Raw genomic sequence first — 25,126 nt, forward strand, 5'->3', positions numbered from 1 at the left:
ATAATATCTGTCTGAAATAATTTGGAATTTTAGATTAATACGTAAAGGACCTTGTGTAGCCCAGGACTAAACGAGGTCCGCTTCGTGCCAAAAGCGGAAACCGTTAACTCAACAAATTTTCAAAATTAGGGCAGCTCACCAGAACAATAGAAAATCTCTCAAATCCCGTTCTACACCGATGTATCAGGCAATCGTATACGCAAAACATGGCGATAAAAACTGATTCTTAGGGCTAATTGCTGGGCTTTTGGCAGACCGCATACAAAAGAGCACAAAACGCAGTTGATAAAAATATAAAGAATTATGTAAAACACTCATTATGCATTTCAACTTCACCCGCCACCCTTTTCGAACAGAGAGGGGAAGTTATCTGTTGAGATTTTTCAAATACAGCAAGGATGTAATATGTACGATGACAAAACAATAGCTTTTGCGAAGAAGCAAGAGCAAAAACTGATTGATGCGCTGGGACATAGCCGTGAGCATACTGATGTCAGCTCTGAAGCCCGAAACAGAGATGATTACCAGCGAGACTATGCACGAATTCTTTACTCATCCTCATTCCGACGGCTTCAGGGGAAAATGCAGCTTTTTGAAGTAGATCCTGAGAAATTTAACCGAAACCGCTTAACCCACAGCCTTGAAGTCGCACAGATAGCACGCAGTATTGCATCAGATCTTAAATTGCAATTCCCCGTTGTTGTTGAGCTGGCAGCACTGGCCCATGATATTGGGAACCCTCCATTCGGGCACTCAGGGGAAAAAAAGCTTAACAACTTATCTGCTGAAATCGGCGGATATGAAGGAAATGCCCAAGCGCTTCGTATCTTGAGAAAACTCGAGAAAAAATATGCTCGCTGTGCAGGTTTAGATCTCACCTACCGCAGCTTATTGTCTGTCATCAAGTATCCAAATACAAAATCCACTTCAGATAAATTCATTTATGATGATGACTATGCCTTCTATACGCAGTTGCTGAAAGATAAACAACTAGACATGAAGGCGGGTGAAAAAACCATTGATGCACAGATTATGGATCTCGCCGATGAAATCGCCTATGCAGCGCATGACCTGGAAGATGCGTTGAGCAGGAACATGGTGACTATCGAAGATATTGAGTATGAATTTCTCAAGTCACCAGACTACAACGTTGCTCTTAAACACTTCAATGAGATTGTCAGTACGTCCAAGAAAACTGCATCTGAGGCAACATTACTGAAGTCATCAGAAGAATTTGCCATAATTTTTCGAAAAGAGCTGACGTCCAATATCGTTAACCGCTTGGTCATGGATATTGGCGTCGTTGAAAGTAAAAATGGTTATGAAGAGCTTGGGTACAAAACGTTACAGGAACTTGCTGAAGGTCTTAAAAAGCTGCTCTTCAGAGTCATCATGCGCAAAAGAAACATACTGACTTACGAGTTTGAAGGAAATAAGATCATCAGTGATTTATATGCGTTTTATAATTCCGGTGACAACTATAAGTTTCTGTCACCTGAGCTCAAGTCTTCGTTATCTGAAACAGAGCCGAATGAGTTAAAAACCAAAAAAGCGCGGGCTGTGGTTGACTACATTTCAGGCATGATGGACACATTCGCCGTCAAGGAATGGGAAACTCATTGTAAGAAATAACACCAACGATAGACGTCTATACTGCATGAATTACTTTCAACTACAGTGCAGCGTTCTGTTTTAAGACCGTTTTGATAGCCTGCCGGAACAGCATCTTTTGCATCCTGGCAGGCTTTTCAATACGTTTGGTAACCGCTTTTGTATTACCTCACGCTGATTTTCGGCCTGACAGCCGCTAAGCCCGTAACATATGCTCTTAGTGAATGGCTGAGGTTAATAGATAGTGCATTTAGTCAAAACGATCCGTCCTCCGGGGCAGTTTAAAAGGAGCGTCACGAATGAGAGTAATGACTGCTGTGTGCCAGGAGCGGAAGCTGGAGTTGCTAACTTCCGATCCTCGCTGACAACGGACCTGATAGCCACGCAGCCTATCGGCTGCGAGCCTGTAGCGGACATTACTAACATCATTAGATCATCTTATAATTTATCTTCAGCCTCTTGGATCAGTTTTAAAAGTAGTTTCATATCTAGACAAATATGTCCGTATGTAAAGCTTGTCTCGACGACATTTTTTGTAGATTTACGCAGATCAGAATGTACATGATCAGGGCCGTAAGGTACTTTGTGATGATCGGCTGAATCGACCCTAGACACCTGTTTTCCTTCAGGGGTCATTATTATATAGGCATAATTCGACGGAGATTGGTGTCTGATTACTATTGTGATCCCCGACTGTCTTCGGGCGGTTACAGTTTCCCCTACAACTTTCATGATAGTGCATTTAAAATTTACTTTAAGTATTTCGCAGGTCTGCTCAAGCATTTCTTCAGTAGTCAGAGGACGCATATTTGAGAACATAACTATTCCACCCAAATGATTCGAGAGATAGTTGAGAAGAATTGATTGCTTCTGAGATTCCTCTTCATGTATCAAACATAGCTGCATACCAATCATCATCCCTGACTTTCCCCAAACAGTACTGGTCGCCATGCGATCGGCTTTTTCACCGCAAACCAAGCACTTTCCACCGGTGGACAGCCATATAGCTTGATCTACAGCAGTATTCTTAATCCGCCCTCCTAGCAGACCATCGAATAATCTCGAGTCAGCTTTCCTTTTTTCGTACCACGGCTTATAACGTTGTACATACCCCGTATCATCAATGAGCTTTGAGAAGCTGGCATCATCTACTGGAATGAGTTTGATTCCGTGTTGTTCGAGATAAACACCAATATGGCCAAACCAGAAAAGGTCTTTTGATTTCATAAAATAAATTCTGGCTGCTGGAAAGCGGACAGTTGGTGCATACATTGCATTTATATAAAAAGTACCTGCGCTGATATAAACATGTGCATTCGTTGCTCCTTGCATCATCCAAAGCAATATTTCTTTACTCGAAACTTCAATTGCCAAAACTGGCTTTCCTTTTCTCAGTATATTGCCACCGAAGCATTGAATAACATTATCCGTTGCAGCTCCATTTAATTTAAGCTTGATGCAGTCAGTAATTACATCATTAAGTCTCAAAGTGTCATCCTTTATTATTCAAAATGGTACCGGCAGGGGCTGCGCCTAATTTTACCGGCCACTGATACACCAATACCACCTTGTTACCAGATAGTTTTTTACACCGCAAGGGAGACATGTCCGCTCCTCGCTCATAGCGGACCTTCAGATCAGCTAGCTTGCACGCTTCGAGCCAGAAGTAAACGTTCTAATTTTCATACCTCGACTATGTGCTCTGTACGTAACGGGACAAGGAGGAGATAGTGAGAGGACCCTATATCGACTCAAAGGGTCGACTCAGATTCATCACTACAATGAGAAATCAGACGAAGAAACCACTGAGATCACAACGCTATTTAGCAGATCGCCGATAAGATTTTGAAGCTTGCCAGGCATGTTTCATCTTCTCAATAAAATCCAGCTTCTCTTCAGGCTGGACGTTCCACACATCCATAGCCGCAATAATCATGTCATAACGCATGGACGTATTATAAGGGCGAAGATAGCCCGCTATTCGTTCTTTTCCTTTGAGATAGTCCCAGAGATAGACTAACTGAATTTCATCATCACGTGACATCCAGTCAAAATCTGTCAGAAAAAAATCATATTGCTCAAGCCAGCTCTCATGCAGTTTTTTGAAATAAGAGATCTTATCTCCAAGTGAGCATGGAGCTTCATCAATGTATCTCATCACACCATTGATGAGTTCACGCTCAGTTACCGGGGTGGGGTTGTACAGATCGGTACTTGCTCCCGCGTTCAGATAAAATCGGGAGAAAACACGTTTCGGTTTTTTCGAGGCTGTGGCCTTTGGATTGGTTATCAGGTCCCAATCGATATCGTCCAGGTCGATATTCAAATTAGGGAAATCAAGATTTGTGAAGATATTATTATCCATTAAAAGAGAATTAAATCTTCCTGAACAACCGACGTCATTCCCCAACCCACCAAGCGTCAGCCCTGCAGGTAATACTGGATATTCAAAAATATAATGGTGAGCAAACCACAATGCTCTTGGTGTACCTTTGAAACAATCAAAATAATCTTTATCAATTAGTAGCAGCTCAGCCCATTCTTTAAGAGTTTTCCGGCCAACTTTGATCCTGTCCTGATCGCCTAGGAAATGCCGTTCAAGGATCTGAGAGATTAAACGTCGAAACTGATCCGGCGAATCATAAGTACTCCACTGTAAGGAGTAATCAGTGTTGGAAAGCGCACCAAGCATTTTTAGATACATTATCTCGTAGCGGATCATATCGTAATGCAACATCGTCTCTTCCCTCTAACTCTGGCTCCTGAACACAGATTAGCATGAGCATCTTTTAGGTAGAGGGAGGCGGGTCACAGGCTGAGGAATGGCTGATTTTTTATTGATATCCTACTGATTTCATTGTGATAATACCATGACGCTTTACTGCATTATTCCTGTTGTTTTCACTCTACGCCCCTCCTCTGCTCACCTCATTAGAATCGTTCAACAACAGATATGAACATTTGGGTTTTTAGTATAATTAAGGGGGAACTCCCTGTTTCTATACCACCCTGGTCATAGCTCCTTCCCCCAACAAGCAACCCTGCCAGTCTTCCGCTGGATACACAGTTTCCTTTATCTGCTGCATCCCCGCTTCTCTTAAAAATTACACCTCATCCCAATCCTTTGTACTCCATTTGACAAAGGATGAATCAATGCACACACCTTACCCTTTTAATTCCAGATATACGATGAACTGGTTTCTACTGTCTCTACTCAATGACCACCTGAATCAGCTATTGAACCGATACTCGCGAATACAGGCACTCAGACTCGACCTGTTCTATCAGAAAGGTACAGAGCGTTATAAACGTCATTCATGGAATGAAACTGAGCAAGAAGTACGTATGCTGGTTGAACGCACCCTGCAGCACACAAATCTGGCTGGGTATTTCTGGGTACTCGAGAACTCTGTAGACCACGGCTGCCATGCCCATATCGTGTTCTATCTCGACAGGCACCTTAACCAGGCTACCTACCCAATAGCTGAGAGAGTAGGAACAATATGGCGGGAAATAACGCAACGAGAAGGCTATTACAACCGCTGCGAGTTCAAACCCACTTATGAAGTCAGTATTAATAGGCCGGTGAACTACGGTGATACCGAAGCCATCGATAACCTGCGCTACATTATCAGCTACCTCGCCAAAGAAGAGCAAAAGCACGGTCACTATTACTACGGAGCCAGTGAGGTACCGTCGCCCAGCGGACTGGGGCGTCCTCGCACGGTGTAACTCACGTTCTGCACTTTTTTACGTATCAATCCATTGATGTGGAAGGGCTGGTGGTAACGAGTAATCAGCCACCAGCTCAGGATAATCCCACAATGGAAGACTGCATCATGACAGAACAAATTTCTTTGCTTGATGACCAACTGGTGGATATGCGATTCATCACGAAGCTTACTGGGCTGACGGACAAGTGGTTTTACAAGCTGATAAAAGACGGACTATTCCCGAAGCCAATTAAGCTGGGCCGCAGCTCCCGCTGGAAGAAAAGCGAAGTCGAATTATGGTTACAACAACGCATTGCCGATTCACGCGGCCATTGATACAAACCATTCGTTATAAGCTACGCCTTTCCCGATATCCCAATCCTTAAAGCACCATTAGACTCGGCATAATTCAAACGATATGCTCTATCACCCCATTCACTAAAGTTCTCAATTCAGAAGCTGAAAAACAGAAGCCCACCCTATCCCTGGCCTATCCGTTATTATGTTGAACGGCTGCCATACTGACGTTTATTTCCTGGGGTGAGCTTCTTATTTTTAACAACGTGTCAGAACAATCCTGCGCCGGGCATACAACGTTTCCGCAGACAGCTGGAATTCATATTCCGCTGCCTTTAGCTTTCTCGATTTAAGCATCTTCATCGTAACGCCCCAAATCTGACCTGCTTCCACCTTTCTCTGAATTTCACCAGCGCTCAGCATGAGCTGTTGCTTCAAAATCGACAGCAGGCTGACCTGAAATGAACGGGAAGTCCTGACACGAACGCGGACCCGCTGGTGGGCAGTGATGCCTAGCGACGAGCGCTCATGAACGGTAAAGCCAGGCCGACCCGATAGCTCTGCGTTGTTTCGCTTCAGCATCGCGATATCATTTGCAAAGTGCTGTACCGTGGCGGCATCGTTTGTCATTAGCCGATGAAAAAGCTGGCGGTCAATTTTGCTGACGTGCAGGCGCGAAAACAGGGAGATATTCCAGGTGTAATCACAGTGTGTGCATTTATAAATACTCCATACATCCAGCAGCTTCTTTTGAGAATTAACCCGAAATGCACCTGACGGCGTGAAGTCCCGTTTAATCTTGCAAGAAGGGCATCGTTTCGCAATGCGCTGATACCCCACAGGCGTGACGGTCCATGTTACTTTCATAACGTACCTTTTTTAACCCATACAAGACCTAATCCGTACGAAACGGACTATGAATGTTTATGTATGAAAAATATTTAAGAGATATTTTTCAGCGGGTTAAAAAAAGATTTCCAACGCAAAAATCCTGTCGGCGTCCATAGTGATATGCCGAGACTAGCAAAGCGGCAATTATCCGGTAAATGAGTTCAATCAATATTCATGAAGTTTACCGCGGGTTCTATTGATCTGAACCACTGAATGTAGCGCGACAAATTTGTATATTTAGTAGACAAATAAACAACCGAAGGAGCGCGTTATGGAACAGAATGAAAGATTTTGTCAGGCTTGCGGAATGCCAATATCCGAACGGGATGTCAATGTAGCCAGCGAGCAATATTGCGCCTGGTGTAGCGATGCGGATGGTAACTTGAAACCATGGGAAGAGGCCGTAAATGGCCTGGCTGAGTTTCTCGACTCATGGCAAAAAGTCGGCCCGGAAGAAGCACAGAAGCGCGCAAAGCGTTATCTGACGGCAATGCCCGCCTGGGCTCATAAAGCGAACGAGTAAACCACACTTATTCGAAAGCCTGACCGGAAGGTGATTTACAGATAAAAAGACACAGGACGTGATATTAACCGGAGCCCCGCATGAACAGCCCAGCACGACGTTTAGTTCACTACGGCAGCGTGATGTTGTTTCCGCTGGCGATGATGATTTATGATTTTTCGGCCTACCTGACAACAGATCTTATTCAGCCAGGTATCATTAACATCATCAATGAGCTAGAGGCGGATGTGACGCTGGCACCGGCATCCGTCAGCCTGTACATGGCCGGTGGACTGGCGCTGCAATGGCTGTTGGGCCCCCTTTCAGATCGTATTGGCCGCCGGCCTGTGCTGTTAACCGGCGCGCTGGTTTTCGCCTTGTCCTGCCTGAGTATGCTGCTTGTCACCTCAATTGAGCAGTACTTTGTCGCCCGTGTTATTCAGGGCACCAGCATCTGCTTTATCTCGACCGTGGGCTACGTCTCGATTCAGGAAGTATTTGGTGAAAAGGACGCCATCAGGATCATGGCCATGCTGACATCCATCGTCCTGCTCGCGCCGGTTATCGGTCCGGTGGCTGGCGCCGCGCTGATGGCAGTCATGCACTGGAAGCTGCTCTTTGCCATTATTGGCGCGTTTGGTCTGGTCGCATGGGCCCTGCTATTCTTCAACATGCCGGAAACCGTCGTCTCTCGGGGACGCGGGTTTAAGCCGCGTGAAGTGCTGTCTGATTTCATCGCGGCGTTCCGCCATCCCGTGGTGCTGACCGGCTCACTGGCGGTGGCCTTTGGTAACCTGCCGATCATCACATGGGTGGCGCTCTCTCCTGTTATCCTGATTGAGCATAGCGGTATGTCTCCCGAAGCCTATGCCTGGACACAGGTGCCGGTGTTCAGCGGGATCATTATTGCCAGCGCAATCGTCGCAAATTTTATCAAAGATCCGACGTCGCCACGTTTTATCTGGTGTACCCTCCCAATACAACTGTCCGGCCTGCTGACGCTGCTGGTTGGCAATCTTCTATGGCCGCACGCCTGGGTATGGTCAGTACTGGGTACGAGTCTCTACGCTCTGGGGATTGGGCTGCTCTACCCCGTACTGTTCCGCTTCACGCTCTTTTCCCACAGCCTGCCGAAAGGTACCGTATCAGCCACGCTGAATATCCTGCTCTTGGGCACCTTTGCTGTTTCAATCGAAGCGACCCGCTGGATCTACGTTCATGCCGGCGGCAGGATAGCTTTTCACAGCATGGCGCTGATGGCCGGCATTGCCGTCGTTATTCTGGTATCCCGGCTTCTAAAACTAAGACTGCAGCAGCAGGTCCAGGCCGCATTACCGGCAAGTTGCCAGGAGCAATAAGGTAAGTAGGAGTGAGGAGGATATATGTTTTCCTACGTAATGCTGGGTACTAACGATCTACAGCGAGCCATAAGGTTCTACGATCCACTGATGGAATTGCTTGGATATCAAAAGGCTGGCCGTAATGAAGAGGGCGCATCCTGGGGGACGTTCAGTGATAACCATACCATCGGATTGTGCATCGGCAGGTCCTTTTAACCAGCAGGCGCTGGTAATGACACGATGGTTGCGCTGAATACCCGCTCGTTTGAACACATCCAGCAGTTGCATGCACTTGCCCTTCGTCTGGGAGGCGCAGATGAAGGTGCGCCGGATCACAGGCCGCAATACGGACAAGGATTCCATAGTGCTTATGTACGCGATCCGGACGGGAATAAGTTAGCATTTGTGTATTACGCTTTTAGGAGCAGAAGTGTTCATTTCCTGACAGTCTCTTTATAGCTAAGAATCTCTGTCGATTTAAAAAGTGAGCTCTCACTGGACCCTGTCTGGATCACACTTTTCAGCTCAGGATATTCACTTACAAAAATCAGGTGTTATTATTCACCGCGTAAATACCTTTCAACTCAACCCGAGGCTTTGATGCTGGAGAATGTAATCATCCGATAATCAGTTTCCCGACCTTTTCAGGCCGGACTGATTATCAATGCGCCGAAATCGAATGCGGACACCGCTGTGTGTTTGCACGTTTTGCATATGATGATTAAACAGGTTTTCCAGTATGAATTTATCCCGTCAGGAACAACGTACCTTACACGTTCTCGCCAAAGGTGGCCGTATTGCGCACGTCCGCGATGCGTCTGGCCGCGTCACCGCCGTTGAATGCTACAGCCGCGAAGGGCTGTTGCTCAGCGACTGCACCCTTGCCACCTTCAAAAAACTCAAAACCAAAAAGCTGATCAAGTCCGTCAACGGTCAGCCGTACCGCATCAACACCACCGGGCTGAATAACGTTCGTGCGCAGCTTGATAACCGCTAAGGAGAGCATGATGGATATCAGCACCCTTATTTCCTCATCCCGGCACATTCAACTGTCGGCAGAGGAGAGCAAAATCCCCTGGGACGAACCGGCCTTCAGCCAGCGCATGCTGGCGAACCATTTGTCGCAGGACCACGACTGGGCCAGCCGCAGGCAGGAGGTCATTGAGCTGCAGGTCGAGTGGATCGCCAGCCAGTTATCCCCTGGCGCACATATCCTCGATCTCGGCTGCGGACCCGGCTTTTATACCCAGCGCCTGGCGGAGCGCGGATTTCACTGCACCGGCGTGGATTTCTCACCGGCATCCGTGAGCTGGGCCCGTCAGCAGGCGCAGAAAGCCGGCTTGAATATCGACTATGTACAGCAGGATATCCGCGCATACTGCCCGGATAAATCGTTCGATTTCATCATGATAACGTTCGGGGAACTGAATGTATTTAGCACGGCAGATGCGCGCTCGCTCGTCAGCCGATGCGCGCTGTGGCTGGAGCCGGGTGGAAGGCTGCTCACTGAAGTCCATACTTTCGACGAAGTTAAACGTCAGGGAATGGCTGAAGCAAGCTGGCAACGCTGTCCGGACGGGCTGTTTCTGGGCGTCCCTCATCTGCTGCTGACTGAACATGACTGGGATGAAGAAGCCCAGACCAGCTCAACAAAGTTCTGGGCCATAGAGGCAAACGGCCAAACCACCCGTTTCGGCAGCCAGATGACGGCATGGCGCGATGACGAGTACGTCAGCCTGCTCGACAATGCCGGATTTAACCTGCTTCCTCCTCCTGAAAGCCACGACTGGCCAGTCAGCGAAACATTTGAAGGAAAGCTGTTTGCTCTGCTGGCTGAAAAAGCAAAAACCTCAGAGGAACTTCCTCTTAATACTCAACGCAATAAAAGGAATTCCAAATTGGATATCCCACGTATTTTTACCATCAGTGAAAGCGAACACCGCATCCACAACCCGTTCACAGAAGAGAAGTATGCCACGCTGGGTCGCGTGCTGCGCATGAAGCCGGGCACCCGCATTCTTGATCTCGGCAGCGGCTCGGGCGAGATGCTCTGCACCTGGGCCCGGGATCATGGCATTACGGGGACTGGCATCGACATGAGTTCGCTCTTCACCGCGCAGGCCAGACACCGCGCGGAAGAACTCGGCGTCAGCGAACGCGTACATTTTATTCATAATGATGCGGCGGGTTACGTCGCCAATGAAAAATGTGACGTGGCAGCCTGCGTCGGCGCGACCTGGATTGCCGGAGGCTTTGCCGGGTCAGTCGAACTGCTGGCGCAGAGCCTGAAACCGGGCGGGATCATGCTCATCGGTGAACCTTACTGGCGTCAGCTTCCGGCAACGGACGAGATTGCCCAGGCCTGCGGCGTCAGCTCGACAAGCGATTTCTTGACGCTTCCAGGGCTTGTCAGCGCGTTTGACGACCTCGGCTACGACGTGGTGGAAATGGTACTGGCGGACCAGGAAGGCTGGGACCGGTATGAGGCCGCGAAATGGCTGACCATGCGCCGCTGGCTGGAAGCCAATCCTGACGACGACTTCGCCGCCGAAGTCAGGGCCGAGCTAAACATCTCGCCAAAACGCCACGTAACGTACGCGCGGGAATACTTTGGCTGGGGCGTGTTCGCGCTCATCGCCAGGTAACAACAGGTTCCCGGTATTTCTGACTGGAGATACCGGGGGCTTCGCCTTGGCTTTGATCTGATGCATCACCTGCACAATACATACTCTGTATGTTTATTAATCAGCACGTCACCATAAGGAGCATCATATGTCACAACATGAACAGTTCTGTCAGGCTTGCGGGATGCCGATGTCGGCACCAGATGCACACAGTGCCAGTGATCAATATTGTGCGTACTGCAGCGACAGCAACGGCAATCTCAAACCCTGGGAAGAAGCGGTATCAGGTTTAGCCTGCTTCCTTGATTCCTGGCAAAAAGTCGGCCCGGAGGAAGCTCGGAAGCGAGCAAAGCGTTACCTGACGGCAATGCCCGCCTGGGCTCATAAAGCAACAAAGCCTGCATGATTTAGGCAGGCTATCTTCTCTCCCCTAGTTCCATAAAGGAGAGCAGATGTTTTCTTACATTATGCCAGGGACCAATGATCTGTCACGCGCCATCCGATTCTACGATCCGTTGATGGAATTGCTTGCACATCCAAAGGTAGGCCGGAATGAAGAAGGCGCATCTTGGGAACGTTCAGCGAAAATCATACCATCGGATTGTGCGTCGGCAGGCCCTTTGACAGACAACCCGCCGGGGTTGGTAATGGCACGATGGTGGCGCTGAACGCCCGTTCTATTGGACATATCAGATATCAGACAGTTGCATGCGCTTGCCCTTAGTCTGGGAGGCGCGGATGAAGATGCGCCGGATCACAGGCCGCATTACGGGCAAGGATTCCATAGTGCTTATGCAATCCACGTCAGAGAGAGTTGTTGTTGAGAATAACCTGACAAGTAAGTCTCTTATTGAAGTATATGCGTTAGCAGCCCCTGTAGGACAAGAGTGGCTTGTCCGGTTAGGTGGGATACTTACAAAATCAGCTCCTATTCCATGTCGAGATGCTCATAACGAATGTTTGAAGTATCCATTTGAAAAATAATAATTTTAATCTACTTAAATCTATATAAGGAACACAGTCTAGTAACGCGCCACTTTAGCCATGTCGCTACGTCGTTACTAGTTAGGGTTAGGGTCCCTGCATCAAATTTCGGGTGGCTTATTCCAGCAGCTCGGACTTTCACTGTCAAAAAACTCTATCAGAATATTTTGCCCAAGATTATCTTTGATTAATTGATTGGCTCTATTGCAATACGCCTGGTCTTTTCTGAAAACGGATACCGCAACTCGCTTTATGCCCGCTCCAGCCATTCGTTTTAGCAGATGTACATCATGTTCGCCTATGCCCCAGCCTAGAATCACAAGATTTTCACACTGTTCGACGAGAACTTCCCGGTAAACCGTTGAAAGATAGAAACTGCTCTGAATAGAGTTTACTTTTTGTTCATGCGTTCCTTCGCTCACAAACAGCGGAACGACCTCCTCGCTTTGCCAACGTTTCAGAATCGATTCAAGTAAGCCCGCATTCTGAATATGAATTTTACTCTCCTGTTCGATACGATTTCGACACAATATGAGGCTGCCATGTGGGTAAAAAACAAGCGTGTTAGATTGTTCATTTCCAAGCATTCCTCTTAACCGTTGCCAATCCTGCTCAAAACGACCTCTGGCAAGAAAGCAGTCCTTAAATCGATGATGATCGTTGATATCTAAACCATATGTCATTGTCCAGTAAACGATCAGATCATAGTTAAGAGAAATAACCTTATTGAATCTTTTCAGAAACTCGTAAATGTATGGCAGTTGTTCATCAACTTCATCATGCTCAGGATGCACATCTCGTACAGCCTGAATAAGGCATTCACGTATCCGGACGTACGCCTCATGGGTACGGGCATCCTCAATGTCTAAAGATTTATTGACGTTAGACGCCTGCCAAACAATACGCAGAATAAGTTCGAAATCTTTAGTATTAAAAAAATCAAAAAGTTTGCGTACATCCGCCTCCAGACTCTCTCTTTGTGTGACGCATTCAAGCAGAGATCCATATGCAAAACGAGGACTGACGGCGATGCTTGCGCCGTTGCCCAGCAAAATAGTCCCATCGTATCGTGGTGCTAGCTCAGACCAAGGGAGAATGGTAAACGACATTTTAGCTATCCGCTCCAGTAGTGAATTTTTAAAATAAAAAACATTTTACAGCGCAGGTGCTAACTATTTGCATTTTTTGTCGTCGTATCAACAACCTCACTTGCTGAAAGCAAAAGATTATCTTTGTTTTCAGTCAGTTTCTATACTTTGCCACGTAGACAGTACCTTTATCGATATAGATATTATCTTCATGATTTTATAGACTATCTAGTTAAGAATATCCCTTTCAGGAAATTGATCGATGCCCAGATTCAGCAATACTATTTTATGGTCAGGTCATGAGCACTAAAGCCGTCACGAGCCACAATCATTTAACGGAACCTAATGAGGCGGGATTCACTTTCTATGAGTTTTTCGCGGGGGGTGGTATGGCCAGGGCAGGGTTGGGAAAACAGTGGCAATGCCTGTTCGCCAACGATATGGACCCGATAAAAGCATCGACCTACATCGACAACTGGGGCGACGAACATTTCGACATACGCGATGTACGCGAAATTGCACCCGATGAACTGCCGCTTCACGCTGATTTAAGCTGGGCCTCATTTCCCTGTCAAGATTTATCACTGGCCGGCAACGGCTTGGGAATTGGCGAAAGAGATTCCAGCGCGGATGAAACCACCCGTTCAGGCGCGGTATGGCCGTTCCTCGATTTAATAAGCAGGCTCGGCGAGGAAAACCGTAAGCCGCCGATTCTTGTTCTTGAAAATGTTCTTGGGTTGCTGACGCTGGATCAAGGGAGCCATTTCGCCGCGATATGCCATCAATTAAGTAAAACGGGCTACCGATATGGTGCAATAATCATTGATGCAAAGTACTTTCTTCCACAGTCCAGGCCCCGCGTATTTCTTGTGGCGATTAGTCGTCATATTTCCATTCCCGAATATTTGGTTTCAGAAGAACCTTTGTCGCAATGGCATTCACCTTCACTCCTTCGCGCCTGCGATGCTCTATCGAAGCAAGATCGCAATGACTGGATCTGGTGGTCGCCTGGCAATATGCCAGACGCTAGAACGAAGGAGCTGGACGACTTAATCGATTTTGAAGACGAAAATGCGCTATGGCATTCTGTTGATGAAACACAACGGCTTATCAGTATGATGGCACCGGCAAACATGGCGCGCCTGGCGAACGCTCAGGCATCCGGCGCAACAATAATAGGCAGCCTTTATTTACGCATGCGCAAAGAAAAAGGTGTAAACAGGCAACGGACCGAAATTACGTTCTCGACCGTTCTTGGTTGCCTTAGAACGCCAAAAGGTGGAGCTTCTCGTCCTCGTATTATTGTTGTCAAGAATAATCAGGTGAAAACGCGTTTGTTGTCGGTTAAGGAAGCGGCAGCATTAATGGGTTTGCCAGATGATTTTATCCTCCCGGCGGCGTATCAGTCGGCGTTTAAAGTGATCGGCGACGGCCTCGCCGTTCCTTCTGTCCGTTTCCTGGCCGAACGTATTCTGGAGCCACTGGTGATGGCCGTCAGAATTAATAATACCCACTGAACGGAGGATATTCGCGAATGAACTGGACGTCACCGGTTACGCTCGATGGCTGGGAAAGTAAACTGATTGATTATTTTCTTCGGTTTGGTGCTGACGACGATGCGCAGGATATTCGCTGGTTTGAAGTTACGCCGGAGACGCTCGCGGCAGCATTCGCCGACAGCGGCGTTAGCGCGGATGATGTTGAGGAAGCGTTTCGAACCTGCATGTCGAAAATACGGGAGCTGCCGCAGCGCCTTGCAGGCGGCATGATGGAAAAGTCAACTCGTCGTTCGCCCGGATATTTTACTTATCTGGTCATGACGTTACTTATTAGCAGTAAATTCGACGTACAGGAAAAACGCAATGATTTTCGCCTGAAACTACAGAGCTGGTTGCAGACCACGCATAGTTTTCAGAACTTATCCGGCGTCAACAAGATGTGGGAGGCATTAACCGAATGGCTTGACCAACGTATTCAGGAAGGCGAGCCCTACAGGCGTCTTGTCCTGCCGCCGCGGGATGGCTGGGTCCAGATCGGTCACACACTGCGATTGGCATTCCCGAATAAAGCCGATCTACGCCTAATGAGAGAATGTCTTGAAAGCTATCCACAAGCTGGCGCGAACCCGCGCCAGCTAATTGAATACTTTCAAATCGTTATTCAGAGATACGGTGTTTCTCCTGCGCTGAAAGAGGCTTTTGCCGAATTCAGCGACGCTTGGTTGTTGGGTCATCGCGCGCTGTTCGATATGCCTTTCTGGCACCTGCGCCAACGAGCAGTCCAGCTATCTTCCTGTGTAACACCGCATCAGGCCATCATTGATATGTACGTCGATTTCGATGGCTCGCGGTGCTATTTCAGTGTCGCAGACAAGAGCGACGAAAGAGTTTTTCATCCTACATTATCCGAAGCTCTTATCGCCCGCGACGCAGAGAGTAGCGAAAATCTGGGGAAGGCGACGCAGGTTGGCTTACTCTTTTTTTACGAGATAGGACACGGACGCTGGAGAGCTAAATCGTCACCCGACGTAGACACCCAACAGTTTCATATCGCTTTATCCAGTAAACATTCTGTACAGATGAGCAAGCGCTTGAATGAATATATTTCAGAGGACGAGTGGATTTTAACGTCGCAGCCGCTGAGCAGGGTTTCAGCGGCTGATTTATTCCGATTAATACGATCCTCTTCGGCTAATCAGGATGATGTCGTTACACGCCCTCAGCTATACGGAGGAATACGCGTCCCTGGCGGATGGCTGGGATTACCGGCATTTTTGCCTTATGTTGAGTCAGATACGCGGCGCTACAAAATATATTCAACCATGAATGATGAAGCAGGAACCAATATTTCTGTAATAGATGGTCGGCTGAATTCTTCTGAGCCGCTTAACGGTGAATTTTTCATCGAGCCAGTCCTTAAGGCAGGTGAACAAACGCCGCTCTGGCGGCGTCGCGCGCGTTTTTTCACCCGCGCCATACCGCACCCTACTTTAGGTGAAAGCGCAAGATACCGGTTTGAACTGCTTTGCGATTGGTTGACGTCTTCACTAAAGGCACCGGCGTTTAATTTCGAAGGATTGTTTGAGTGGGAAGATAGCGAAGCGTGTTGCGATCACCTCCTCGAAGCGATTTACGCGAGTGGAGCCAGCGGCTGGGAAGAAGCTGAATTAATCGAGCTTCTCAAGTCTGTGACCGGTGATCTCAACGTATGGCATTTGATTCGTTGTTTACATCATGCGGGTCTGATCGAGCCGCGCTTGCGGCCAGGCTGGAAAGGTCGGGTATGGACATTAGTTAAACCTTCATTGTTTTATATTCGCAATGGAGAAAATAGTCTGATTGTTGTGGAAGGCGCAGTCTGCGCCAGTCTGATGGATGATTTTCAAAAAGCGGTCGCTGGGCTGGGTGGAAATAGTTTTCGTCGTTGCGGTGTAAGCCTCTGGTCGCCGCCCGTATTTGGAGCAGCACTAGCTAATCCTCTTGCATTATCCCAACGTATGGGATGGCCGCTTATCGAAGCACCGTTGTCATCCGATACAACACCACTTTCACTGGTCTCAACGGAGCGCACAGCTGAACTACACGAGCCAGCGGCTGTCTGGAACTGGCGTTCAGGAAGATTTCAGCAGCATGGTTCTGAGGATAAAGAGTCTGCTTCGCTGTCATATCATAATCACCCTGGCGGGCGAGATCATGATATTTATCGGGTTGTTTCCGGAAAAAAAACAATACATTATCTTTCTAGAACTGCAGCTATTATCGCTGCTGGCGCAAAAAACCGGCAACCCGTGTTTAAACGCATCACCAAAAATCATCTGCTATGTCTTATCACTGATTGCGGTCTGCCTGACGCGCTTGCCGCGGGAATACGGCGTCACACACTCAGAAACGGAGGCCCAACGGATTCTGGTTATGTTTATCCTGTCGATGACGCCTCTTTCTTCTGGTTGAAATCGCTGCTTCCGGGATGTTTTTCTTCCCTCGCGCCGGACGGCGAGAAGGAAGCAAGCAATTTGGTTTCCTCCGCTCGCCATTCCGGCGGGAAAATACGTCTGACATGGCGAGACGGGCGACTCATGCTGGGTCCGAGATAATAAGGAAAATAACAATGAGTGAAATTCCATGGTATCTTGGTCAATATGACCGCAGAAATTACCAGTCGTACTTCAAAGTTGTCGCGCAGGAAACCCAAGATGGCTGGAGTGTGATCGACAATCCTAAGAAGAAATTTCCTCGTACAGGGGAAGTCGAGTTTAACGGAACTGACCTTTTACAATTTCGCCCGCAAGAATGGGCTGCCTTTCAGGTGGGTCCAGGTCCTCGAAACAAGACTCAGGCGAAACACACCCGTCGTATTTATCCTTATTATGATTTATCTTCCGGGCAATCACTGCTGGAGGCGCGTCGTAGATTAAGTTTCGATGGCATAACGGCAGACGGCGAACCGGGATTATGGGCTATCCGCTTCGGGTCCGATGCGCTTATTCTGGCTAATCTGGCGGAATCGAAATCAGGCAGCCTTATCCTGTCCAGAAATCAGAACGTTTACGAATATGATTTCAATGAAAACGGCGTAATTATCGTATCCGGTATATCTGAAAGCGAAAATTTATTTTATATGCCCGATGTCGATGCATCACCAACCCAGGTCCATGACTGGACGCCGGATAAGCAATACATCGAAAACGTTATTCGACTACTTTCCTGCGCTGATTCAACAGCCGCGGTAGCTTCGTGGCTTCGGGTGCATACAAACGAGCAAAATGGGGAATTAACATCCGGCACCGAAGCGCTTCTGGCTGCCGCTCAAACGCTCCGGGCTGGAGAGCTGGCGAAGAAACTGGAAGAAGAGGATTCACTGGCTCGTCAATTTACTGAAGCGGTGTTGAAGGACCAGCATATCACCCGCCTTCTCGACCATCAGATAAAAAACATTGCGAAAGAAGAGCGAGTCGCATTGCGCGCCGAACAGATTAAGGCGCTCGAGAAAGAGTTTTCTATTGAACGACGGCGACGTCGTGAAGTTATTGAAACGGAAATGGCCGTTTTTGAGAAGACAAGTAAAAGCGAGATCGAAGAGAAGCTCGCACAATTACGGCAACTCGAAGAAGAAAAATTACACATTGATTTTGCAGAAAAGCAAGCGAATATAGAACAAACGCTCAAACAGGAAAAAGCGTATCTCGAAAGCGAAATTAGCCGTCTGAAAGACGCCAACGCTGATTTATGCGCTCAGAACGAAAACCAGCGTCAGATACTGGCTTCTTTGACCTGTGAACATGAAGACTGTTTGGCATCTTTAACAGATATCGAAGAACATACCGCTCAGGCGCAAATTGAACTCGAAAAAATAGATATCGCCATTGCTGAGAAGGCTCGTCGTATGGCTTACTCAGCGATCCCCGAAGTACGCCTCCCGGTGCAAGCGAGAGTCGTATCTTGCGAAGAGTTCGGTCATACCGTCAGAGAGAACAAGCTACTGACGTCTGACGGAAAGATACTCATGACGCAATTTCTGGCGTTGATGTTGGCCGGCGAGTGTCCATTGCTATATGGCCCGGAGACACAAGACTTCCTTGCTATTGCCGAATCGCTGATTTCTTCAGGCCGCTCCATCCGACAGATCGCCGATCCAACGATGATTTCCTGTGAAGATCTTTGGGTTCGTGCGGGAAATAATATGGCAACGCCGTTTTATCAGGGTTTATTGTTGAGCGAAGCCTCTTGTCCTCGAACGATTCTCGCCGTCATTGAACGTGTCGAATGTTCCGCTGCGCGTTTCTGGCTGCCAACGCTGAAAGACCGATTACACGGCGGCGATTTGCCCAGACGCTTTCTGATTTGCGGCACCATTGAGAACGAAGATTGTGAAGAAGCAGAGAAAATGAAGGAACAACATCTTCGCCTACGGATGGAAAACGTCGTCATTCAGAATGCGATTGCGCTGTCCCCTTTGCACCTTTCCCCGGAAAATCATAGTGAACTGGATCCTGGCATAGCATCGCAAGGTTCACTCCCGGATAAACTCGCTATCACGGATAAAATGTCAGCCGGACGTTTAGATCTGGCAAATACCCTACGGGCGATGCGAACGGCACATGAAGTCGCGCCGTTTGATGATGAAAACAAAGCGATACATCAGAAGCAGTTAGTCGATTTATACGCTGATTTGCAGAATAACGAGCTGTACGCCCAATAAATTACAGGAGAAGGAAATCATGTTAGATCCAATTGGCGGTTTTCGCCGCATTCAGGACTTCTTCATTTCATATATAGAAACCAGCTTTCGAATTGCCGATCCTTCAGTCGCGGACTCAAGACGCAGTCTCTTGAATAGCAGCGGGGAATTTGCCGCAGAGCCCTACATTGAACCTGTTTTACGGTATGAGTCTTCGGATAAAACGCTTGAAGCTTTGGCCGAGATGGACAGCGGGCCGCTGAATAGCTTGTCTTCCAAAGGCCGTAAAGCGTTCGTCGAACTAGCGTTATCCGGTCTGTTCGATTCTAAACCAGGCGACGAAGTCTGGCCGCGTCGTTCGGTCCATGCGCCCTATAGCCACCAGACTCAAATGCTAGAGCGCGGTATTCGCCCCGGCTGCCCCGGCATTGTGACATCGGGAACAGGTTCGGGAAAAACGGAAAGTTTTATGTTGCCGATACTGGCTGCATTATCGAATGAGGCTGTCAACTGGGCCAAGCCTTGCGATGGCTATCTGCAAAATCGGTGGTGGAATGGCGAAAAAACAAACTGGGTTTCTCGTCGCGAAGGGGAAAGACGCCCTGCAGCGGTCAGGGCGATGGTGCTTTACCCAATGAACGCTCTGGTTGAAGATCAAATGGCGCGTTTGCGTAAAACACTGGATTCCGACGATGCGCGAGAGGTCATGGAGCAGCGTTTCGCCGGAAACAAGATCTTCTTCGGGCAATATACCAGCGCCACACCGATTACCGGCTACTCTAACCATCCTCGTCTTTCTGGCATCAGTTCGGAAAAAAGCCGCCGGGCTCGTAATCTTGAAAAATTACGTAAGGCGTTGAAACGAATTGATAGCGATCAGCAGGCTGCGCGCGCATTCGACGAAAAAGAAAACGCTTCGGAAAAGACCCGATATATATTTCCTTCTACAGACGGCGGGGAAATGATGTCTCGCTGGGATATGCAGGCTGCCCCGCCTGACGTTCTTGTCACTAACGCCTCAATGCTAGGGGCAATGCTTTCGCGCGAAGTCGAAGACGGTATTTTTGATGCAACGCGCGAATGGTTGATGAATAACAACGATGCGTACTTCTATCTGGTATTCGACGAACTGCATTTAATGCGCGGTTCCGCTGGAACCGAAACCGCAATGTTGATTAAGTCGCTGATTATCAGACTTGGGCTTGACGATCCGAAACATCGCTACAAACTGCGTTTGCTGGCGTCTTCCGCATCGCTGCCGATGGATGGAGCTGATGGAGAACAATCACGGAAATACCTTCGAGATCTCTTTGCGCCCTTTGGCACTTGCCGCGATTCTCTGGATCCCGGTAGCGATAAGCCTGATTTCTGGCTTAACTGCGTCATTCAGGGAAAACCTTATATACCGTTGAAGCCAGAAGGAAAAATCGCCGTGCGGCCTTTTGCCGCATTAATGCGGGTTGCCCTTGAGAATCAGGGAAATGTCATTCGCAATTTGAATATGACGGACGCGCTGAGTCAGGCTTTGTCTGATGTATTCCTGGCTCTGAGCGTGAATGCGCAAAATGATATACAAGGCATTAAACAAGCGGCGGAAAAAGCGGCTGCGCTATTGACCAACGCTTGTATAGAAGAAGACGGCGAGTTGCCACGAGCAATGCCTCCAGGACTTATTATAGATAAGATTTTTCTGAAGGAAGACTCGGATAAACCAGATGAATTGGAATTAGCATTACGCGGGTTAATGCTGGTGCGCGCGCTGCCGGAATGTGGAGTGGTTTGCGAGAAGCCCGCCAACGTCACACCAGCTTTTCGCGTGCATACATTCGTCAGAAATATTGAAGGTTTCTTTGCCTCCGTATCGGCGGGAAAGCAAAAGGCGAAATTCGCAGACTTTTGCCTAGAGCGAGGGCTGTCGCATGCGCCATCAACACCAGCCGGAAAACGTGGTCGCCGTTTGTTCGAAATGTTGTATTGTGAAGCGTGTGGCGAGTTACTGATCGGGGGGCAGAAGGGACAGAATCACGGTAAAATCATCGAATTATTACCTTCTGCGACAAATCTGGAAAATCTTCCAGAACGCCCTAGCGCTGAATATTACGATGATATGACACTGGATGAGTTCGCGGTTTTCTGGCCTGTCGATATAGCTGATCGACCGCCGGTAGGTTGCGAAAAAGGTTGGGATGTCTGGGAAAAAGCGGCGCTTAATCCTGTTACAGGCATAGTGACCACTGGTCAGGAAACATCAACGACGAATACTGACGTAGTTCGCGGGTATATCTATTTCCAGAATCAGGTTAAGCCTAAAAAAGGTGAGCCGCCGAAGAAACCCTCTGCGCAACCTTTCTGCTGCCCTAGCTGCGGTATTGACTATTCCAGCCGGCCTGCCAGCAATCGTTCCAGATCGCCCATTCGCGCATTTCGTACCGGTGTGACGAAATCATCCCAACTGGTAGCAACGGAGCTATTTGAATTACTGCATGCGATCGGCGCAGAAGCAAAGAGTATTGTTTTCTCAGACAGTCGACAGGATGCGGCATCAATGGCGCTGGAAATCGAACGGCTGCACTTGCGCGATCTACGCAGGGAAATATTGATCGCAGCGTCCAGGGCGATGATTAACGAGGCCGAAAGCGGGTACATTTCAGACAAGGATATTGAAGAAAGGAAAGCCAAAGCTATACAATCTGGAGACTACGATGAGTATGCCAAACTAGATAACCTTCAAAAAAGCCAAGTCGGAATTACCGAGCTTTGTAAATATCGACGGGTAAAAATAGACAAATTGCTGGAGTCTGAAGGCGGCTCAATCGGAAGAATCACATCTGAGCTAGTCGGACTGGGAATATCACCCTATAAATACCGTTCTAATTCAGATGAGAATGATAGCGCTGTTTGGCATGCTAATTTCATTAAAGAAGAGGAATCGGTTAGATTCAGTGAAAGACTTCCTTCTCATGAACTAATGAAAATAAAGACGAAAATATCTTACGATCAATCTGAACTGATAGATGACGTTATCTTCGCCAATACTTTTTTCGCGCTGGAAGAAACAGGACTGGCATACCCATGTATCTCAGATAAAGATGACATGCCGGAAATTGATGCTTGGCTAAGGGTGTTTTCCGGTGCCTATCGTGTTAAAGAGAATAAATATTTCGATGCAAGCCGTACTCGTGATTGGTATGTTGGGAAAGATGTTGAAAAAGAGAAAATTAAGCGAGTCGCGAGAGTTTTATTCGGTGATAACAACTATCAAGATGGGTTGACGCGTATATTAAAGCAGTTTACTGATTTGAAACATCCAGCAGGATTAATTAGTATCGGCAAGTTGTTTCTTAAAGTTGCTAAACCTGGCGATAATTACTGGCAATGCGGTAATTGTGGGCGAATTCACTTACATTTAGGGTTCAATCATTGTACCCGTTGCGTAAACCCGCTCGACATTAAACCCAGCGGAGTTGTCGAAGAGCTATGGGAAGAAAATTTTCTTGGTAAACGCATTGTACGTGGAGAGCGAGACGGAGTTAAACGTTTCCGGCTGAACGTCGAAGAATTGACGGGACAAACGGATGATTTCTCCGATCGTCTGCGTAAGTTCAAGGGTATTTTCGTCGATAAGATGAGTGAACTTGAAAAGCTAGATGCGGAAATAGATATGCTTGCTGTTACCACGACAATGGAAGTTGGAATTGATATCGGTTCACTTCAGTCTGTTTATCAGGCGAACATGCCGCCTCAACGGTTTAACTACCAGCAGCGCGTCGGTCGAGCTGGGCGACGCGGTCAAGCTTTTTCTTTCGTTATCACATTTTGTCGCGGACGTACTCATGATGCTTACTATTTCGCCCATCCTCATGCGATCACCGGTGATCCACCGCCGCCGCCCTTTCTGGCGGTAGATCACGATGCCATTCCATTAAGACTTATGCGGAAAGTATGGCTTAGAGCTGCATTTAATCTTTTACGCGAAGAGGATCATAAAAACGGAACAACTTTCCCTGGAGATAAGCTCGTTCCTCCTGATATTCATGGCGAATATGTTTCTACGCATGATTACTATCATAGCGATGAAACAAATTGGGCTGAACGATTGCTGGGAGCATTGAAAGCGACTCAGAATATACATGATCGTTTTATTGAAGCAGCAACATTCGCTCCAGAGCAAAAACAACGTCTTTATTCCGCATTAAATGCGGAAAGAGTAATTGATGAAATCGCTGAACTGAATGCTTATGTCCCTGAAGAAGATATGGGGCTCGCTCGTTTCCTGGCCGAACACGGTAAACTGCCGATGTATGGAATGCCGACACGGGTGCGCAACCTTTATTTGGGATTGCGTAAAACAAAAGGTCTAAATGCTCAAGAAGAATACGAATGGTCGACGATGGATCGAGATCTTGATCTCGCAGTTTTCGAATATGCTCCCGGTTCTGTATTGATTAAGGATAAGAAAAAGCATGAGGTTATAGGCTTTACAGGCAATTACCAGGAACCACAGGTCAAAAATAACCGAATATCGGATCTATCGACGGTAGGCTCCTGGCAGGAGTCATGCAGCCATGTAGCAATTTGCCCGGCATGTGGCTCCGCCAAGCTGGAGTTACATAAGCCTGGCAGCGATATTAATTGCGAGGATTGCCGCGCTCCTATTAGTCCTGACGAATTCAGGCTTTATATCACGCCCGCCGCTTTTCGCACGGATTTCAAACCCAAAGACGATATAGATAGTTTTATCCGCATGTCGTTGAAAACCACGGCGACAGTGTTGCATGAAGGCATTCCAACAAAATGCGATTCTTTCACTGTGCAACGCGGCGAAGTGACCATCCTGCGCCTCAACGATGGTCCTATTAATGGAGAAAAGGAAGGTGAACGATTTACTGTCGACTTGGTAACCGATCAAAAAGCACCGATGCCCTTTTCTACATATTGTTCGTCAGTTAAAGGCGAGCAGGCTATCGATTCAGGATGGCTGGAATCGCACAATAACCCGCGCTGGCAGTTTAGCGGCAAGAGAAAAAGTTTTGGGCTTATATCGAGCAAAGAGACCGAATCGCTTCATCTTGAACTAACGAAATTCGATACTCGCCTTAATCTGAATATGGTCGCCAGATACGGAGAGTACATGAATTTGCCTACGCGCGCCGCGGCTATCAGCGCAACCCAGATATTGACGCATAAAGCAGCGCTCTATCTGGATGTTTCGCCAGATGAATTTGAAATACTTGAACCCCGACTACATCTTGGTAAACCCATATTGCAAATCGCCGACGCGTTAATCAACGGTTCAGGATTATGCAGACGGCTTGCCGAACCAGCAACTGCTAACGGCTTACCTTTGATAGTCAAATTATTACATGAGATTCTCGAAGAGAAAAACGACTGGCCGATGGTTGATTTTCTAAAAAATGATCACCCGACTCAGTGCAAAACCGCGTGTTACAAGTGCATACAGCGCTATGGCAACCGTCAGTATCACGGCTTGTTGGACTGGCGTTTAGGTATGGCCTATTTACGAGCGATGGTTATGCCTGAATTCGCATGCGGCCTGAACTCCGTCGACTGGAACCAACCGGAAATGAAAGGCTGGCGAGAAAGAGCGTTTGAGTTAGCGGAAGACGTCGAGGCGCTACGACCAGGAACAATCAAATTGTCAAAAGAGCATTCATTACCTGTTCTTATCGAAATACAGGACGGAAAAGAGCTTTGGCGAGCGGCCGTAACGCATCCATTATGGCAATGGAGAGACGCCGAACGTGATGCCCTTATCAACACTTTTGGATTGGTTGATGGGAAGTCGCCGCTACGATTCATCGATACATTTGAACTGGAAAGACGACCACTGCGTGCGCTGACGAATCTTAAAAAATTGCAGTAGCGTTTATTGTTACTG

16 protein-coding genes and 2 pseudogenes are annotated in these 25,126 nt (G+C 47.8%); 14 read left to right on the top strand and 4 right to left on the bottom strand.

Annotated elements, in window-relative coordinates; all coding sequences use genetic code 11:
* Positions 1–405: 405 nt before the first annotated feature.
* Complete coding sequence (locus BJ887_RS13240) at positions 406–1,632, top strand: deoxyguanosinetriphosphate triphosphohydrolase family protein (protein ID WP_074026065.1); 1,227 nt, start codon at positions 406–408, stop codon at positions 1,630–1,632.
* Positions 1,633–2,049: 417 nt separating this feature from the next.
* On the opposite strand, the gene BJ887_RS13245 is transcribed toward BJ887_RS13240, so the two are convergent.
* Together BJ887_RS13245 and BJ887_RS13250 are read right to left on the bottom strand one after the other, a co-directional pair.
* The gene (locus tag BJ887_RS13245; protein ID WP_121339961.1) at positions 2,050–3,099 is read right to left on the bottom strand and encodes a DUF6516 family protein; all 1,050 of its coding nucleotides are present in this window, start codon (positions 3,097–3,099) and stop codon (positions 2,050–2,052) included.
* A 331-nt stretch (positions 3,100–3,430) separates the two neighbouring features.
* Positions 3,431–4,348 (bottom strand): hypothetical protein, encoded by a 918-nt coding sequence (locus BJ887_RS13250; RefSeq protein WP_121339962.1) that lies wholly within the window; start codon positions 4,346–4,348, stop codon positions 3,431–3,433.
* Positions 4,349–4,764: 416 nt separating this feature from the next.
* On the opposite strand from BJ887_RS13250, the gene BJ887_RS13255 reads away from it, so the two are divergent.
* The gene (locus BJ887_RS13255) at positions 4,765–5,343 is read left to right on the top strand and encodes an inovirus-type Gp2 protein (protein WP_121339963.1); all 579 of its coding nucleotides are present in this window, start codon (positions 4,765–4,767) and stop codon (positions 5,341–5,343) included.
* A gap of 107 nt (positions 5,344–5,450) precedes the next feature.
* Positions 5,451–5,660, top strand: coding sequence for an AlpA family transcriptional regulator (locus BJ887_RS13260; RefSeq protein WP_072123577.1), 210 nt, complete (start codon positions 5,451–5,453; stop codon positions 5,658–5,660).
* 219 nt (positions 5,661–5,879) lie between these two features.
* On the opposite strand, the gene BJ887_RS13265 is transcribed toward BJ887_RS13260, so the two are convergent.
* The gene (locus BJ887_RS13265) at positions 5,880–6,488 is read right to left on the bottom strand and encodes a DUF1062 domain-containing protein (RefSeq protein ID WP_121339964.1); all 609 of its coding nucleotides are present in this window, start codon (positions 6,486–6,488) and stop codon (positions 5,880–5,882) included.
* 295 nt (positions 6,489–6,783) lie between these two features.
* Here BJ887_RS13265 and BJ887_RS13270 point away from each other — a divergent pair, with 295 nt between their 5' ends.
* The 7 genes and pseudogenes from BJ887_RS13270 (at position 6,784) to BJ887_RS13305 (ending at position 11,802) form a co-directional block, all read left to right on the top strand.
* Positions 6,784–7,035, top strand: coding sequence for a zinc ribbon domain-containing protein (locus tag BJ887_RS13270; protein ID WP_121339965.1), 252 nt, complete (start codon positions 6,784–6,786; stop codon positions 7,033–7,035).
* Between the two features lie 80 nt (positions 7,036–7,115).
* A complete protein-coding gene (locus BJ887_RS13275) occupies positions 7,116–8,372 on the top strand; it encodes an MFS transporter (protein WP_121339966.1) in 1,257 nt (418 codons plus the stop codon).
* 24 nt (positions 8,373–8,396) lie between these two features.
* Positions 8,397–8,813 (top strand): annotated as a pseudogene (locus tag BJ887_RS13280) (VOC family protein).
* A 280-nt stretch (positions 8,814–9,093) separates the two neighbouring features.
* On the top strand, positions 9,094–9,351 hold the full coding sequence (locus BJ887_RS13290; protein ID WP_121339967.1) for a YjhX family toxin: 258 nt from the start codon (positions 9,094–9,096) through the stop codon (positions 9,349–9,351).
* A 7-nt stretch (positions 9,352–9,358) separates the two neighbouring features.
* Positions 9,359–10,999, top strand: coding sequence for a class I SAM-dependent methyltransferase (locus BJ887_RS13295; protein ID WP_121339968.1), 1,641 nt, complete (start codon positions 9,359–9,361; stop codon positions 10,997–10,999).
* A 127-nt stretch (positions 11,000–11,126) separates the two neighbouring features.
* Positions 11,127–11,384 (top strand): zinc ribbon domain-containing protein, encoded by a 258-nt coding sequence (locus BJ887_RS13300; RefSeq protein ID WP_121339969.1) that lies wholly within the window; start codon positions 11,127–11,129, stop codon positions 11,382–11,384.
* 46 nt (positions 11,385–11,430) lie between these two features.
* A pseudogene (locus BJ887_RS13305) lies at positions 11,431–11,802 on the top strand (VOC family protein).
* A gap of 261 nt (positions 11,803–12,063) precedes the next feature.
* Here BJ887_RS13305 and BJ887_RS13310 read toward each other — a convergent pair.
* Positions 12,064–13,071 carry a DUF4917 family protein gene (locus BJ887_RS13310; RefSeq protein ID WP_096927839.1) on the bottom strand — a complete coding sequence of 336 codons (1,008 nt, stop codon included), beginning with the start codon at positions 13,069–13,071 and terminating at the stop codon, positions 12,064–12,066.
* Positions 13,072–13,349: 278 nt separating this feature from the next.
* Here BJ887_RS13310 and BJ887_RS13315 point away from each other — a divergent pair, with 278 nt between their 5' ends.
* From BJ887_RS13315 to BJ887_RS13330, 4 genes are read left to right on the top strand one after another with little or no spacing between them, the layout of a single operon-like run.
* Positions 13,350–14,567 carry a DNA cytosine methyltransferase gene (locus BJ887_RS13315; RefSeq protein ID WP_096927840.1) on the top strand — a complete coding sequence of 406 codons (1,218 nt, stop codon included), beginning with the start codon at positions 13,350–13,352 and terminating at the stop codon, positions 14,565–14,567.
* A 17-nt stretch (positions 14,568–14,584) separates the two neighbouring features.
* Positions 14,585–17,143 carry a hypothetical protein gene (locus BJ887_RS13320; protein ID WP_121339970.1) on the top strand — a complete coding sequence of 853 codons (2,559 nt, stop codon included), beginning with the start codon at positions 14,585–14,587 and terminating at the stop codon, positions 17,141–17,143.
* A gap of 14 nt (positions 17,144–17,157) precedes the next feature.
* Positions 17,158–19,248, top strand: coding sequence for a hypothetical protein (locus tag BJ887_RS13325; RefSeq protein ID WP_121339971.1), 2,091 nt, complete (start codon positions 17,158–17,160; stop codon positions 19,246–19,248).
* Positions 19,249–19,267: 19 nt separating this feature from the next.
* Positions 19,268–25,111, top strand: coding sequence for a DEAD/DEAH box helicase (locus BJ887_RS13330; protein ID WP_121339972.1), 5,844 nt, complete (start codon positions 19,268–19,270; stop codon positions 25,109–25,111).
* Positions 25,112–25,126 lie beyond the last annotated feature (15 nt).

The sequence above is a fragment of the Enterobacter sp. WPR_3_1 genome, from assembly GCF_003635055.1.
Taxonomy (GTDB): Bacteria; Pseudomonadota; Gammaproteobacteria; order Enterobacterales; family Enterobacteriaceae; genus Enterobacter; species Enterobacter ludwigii.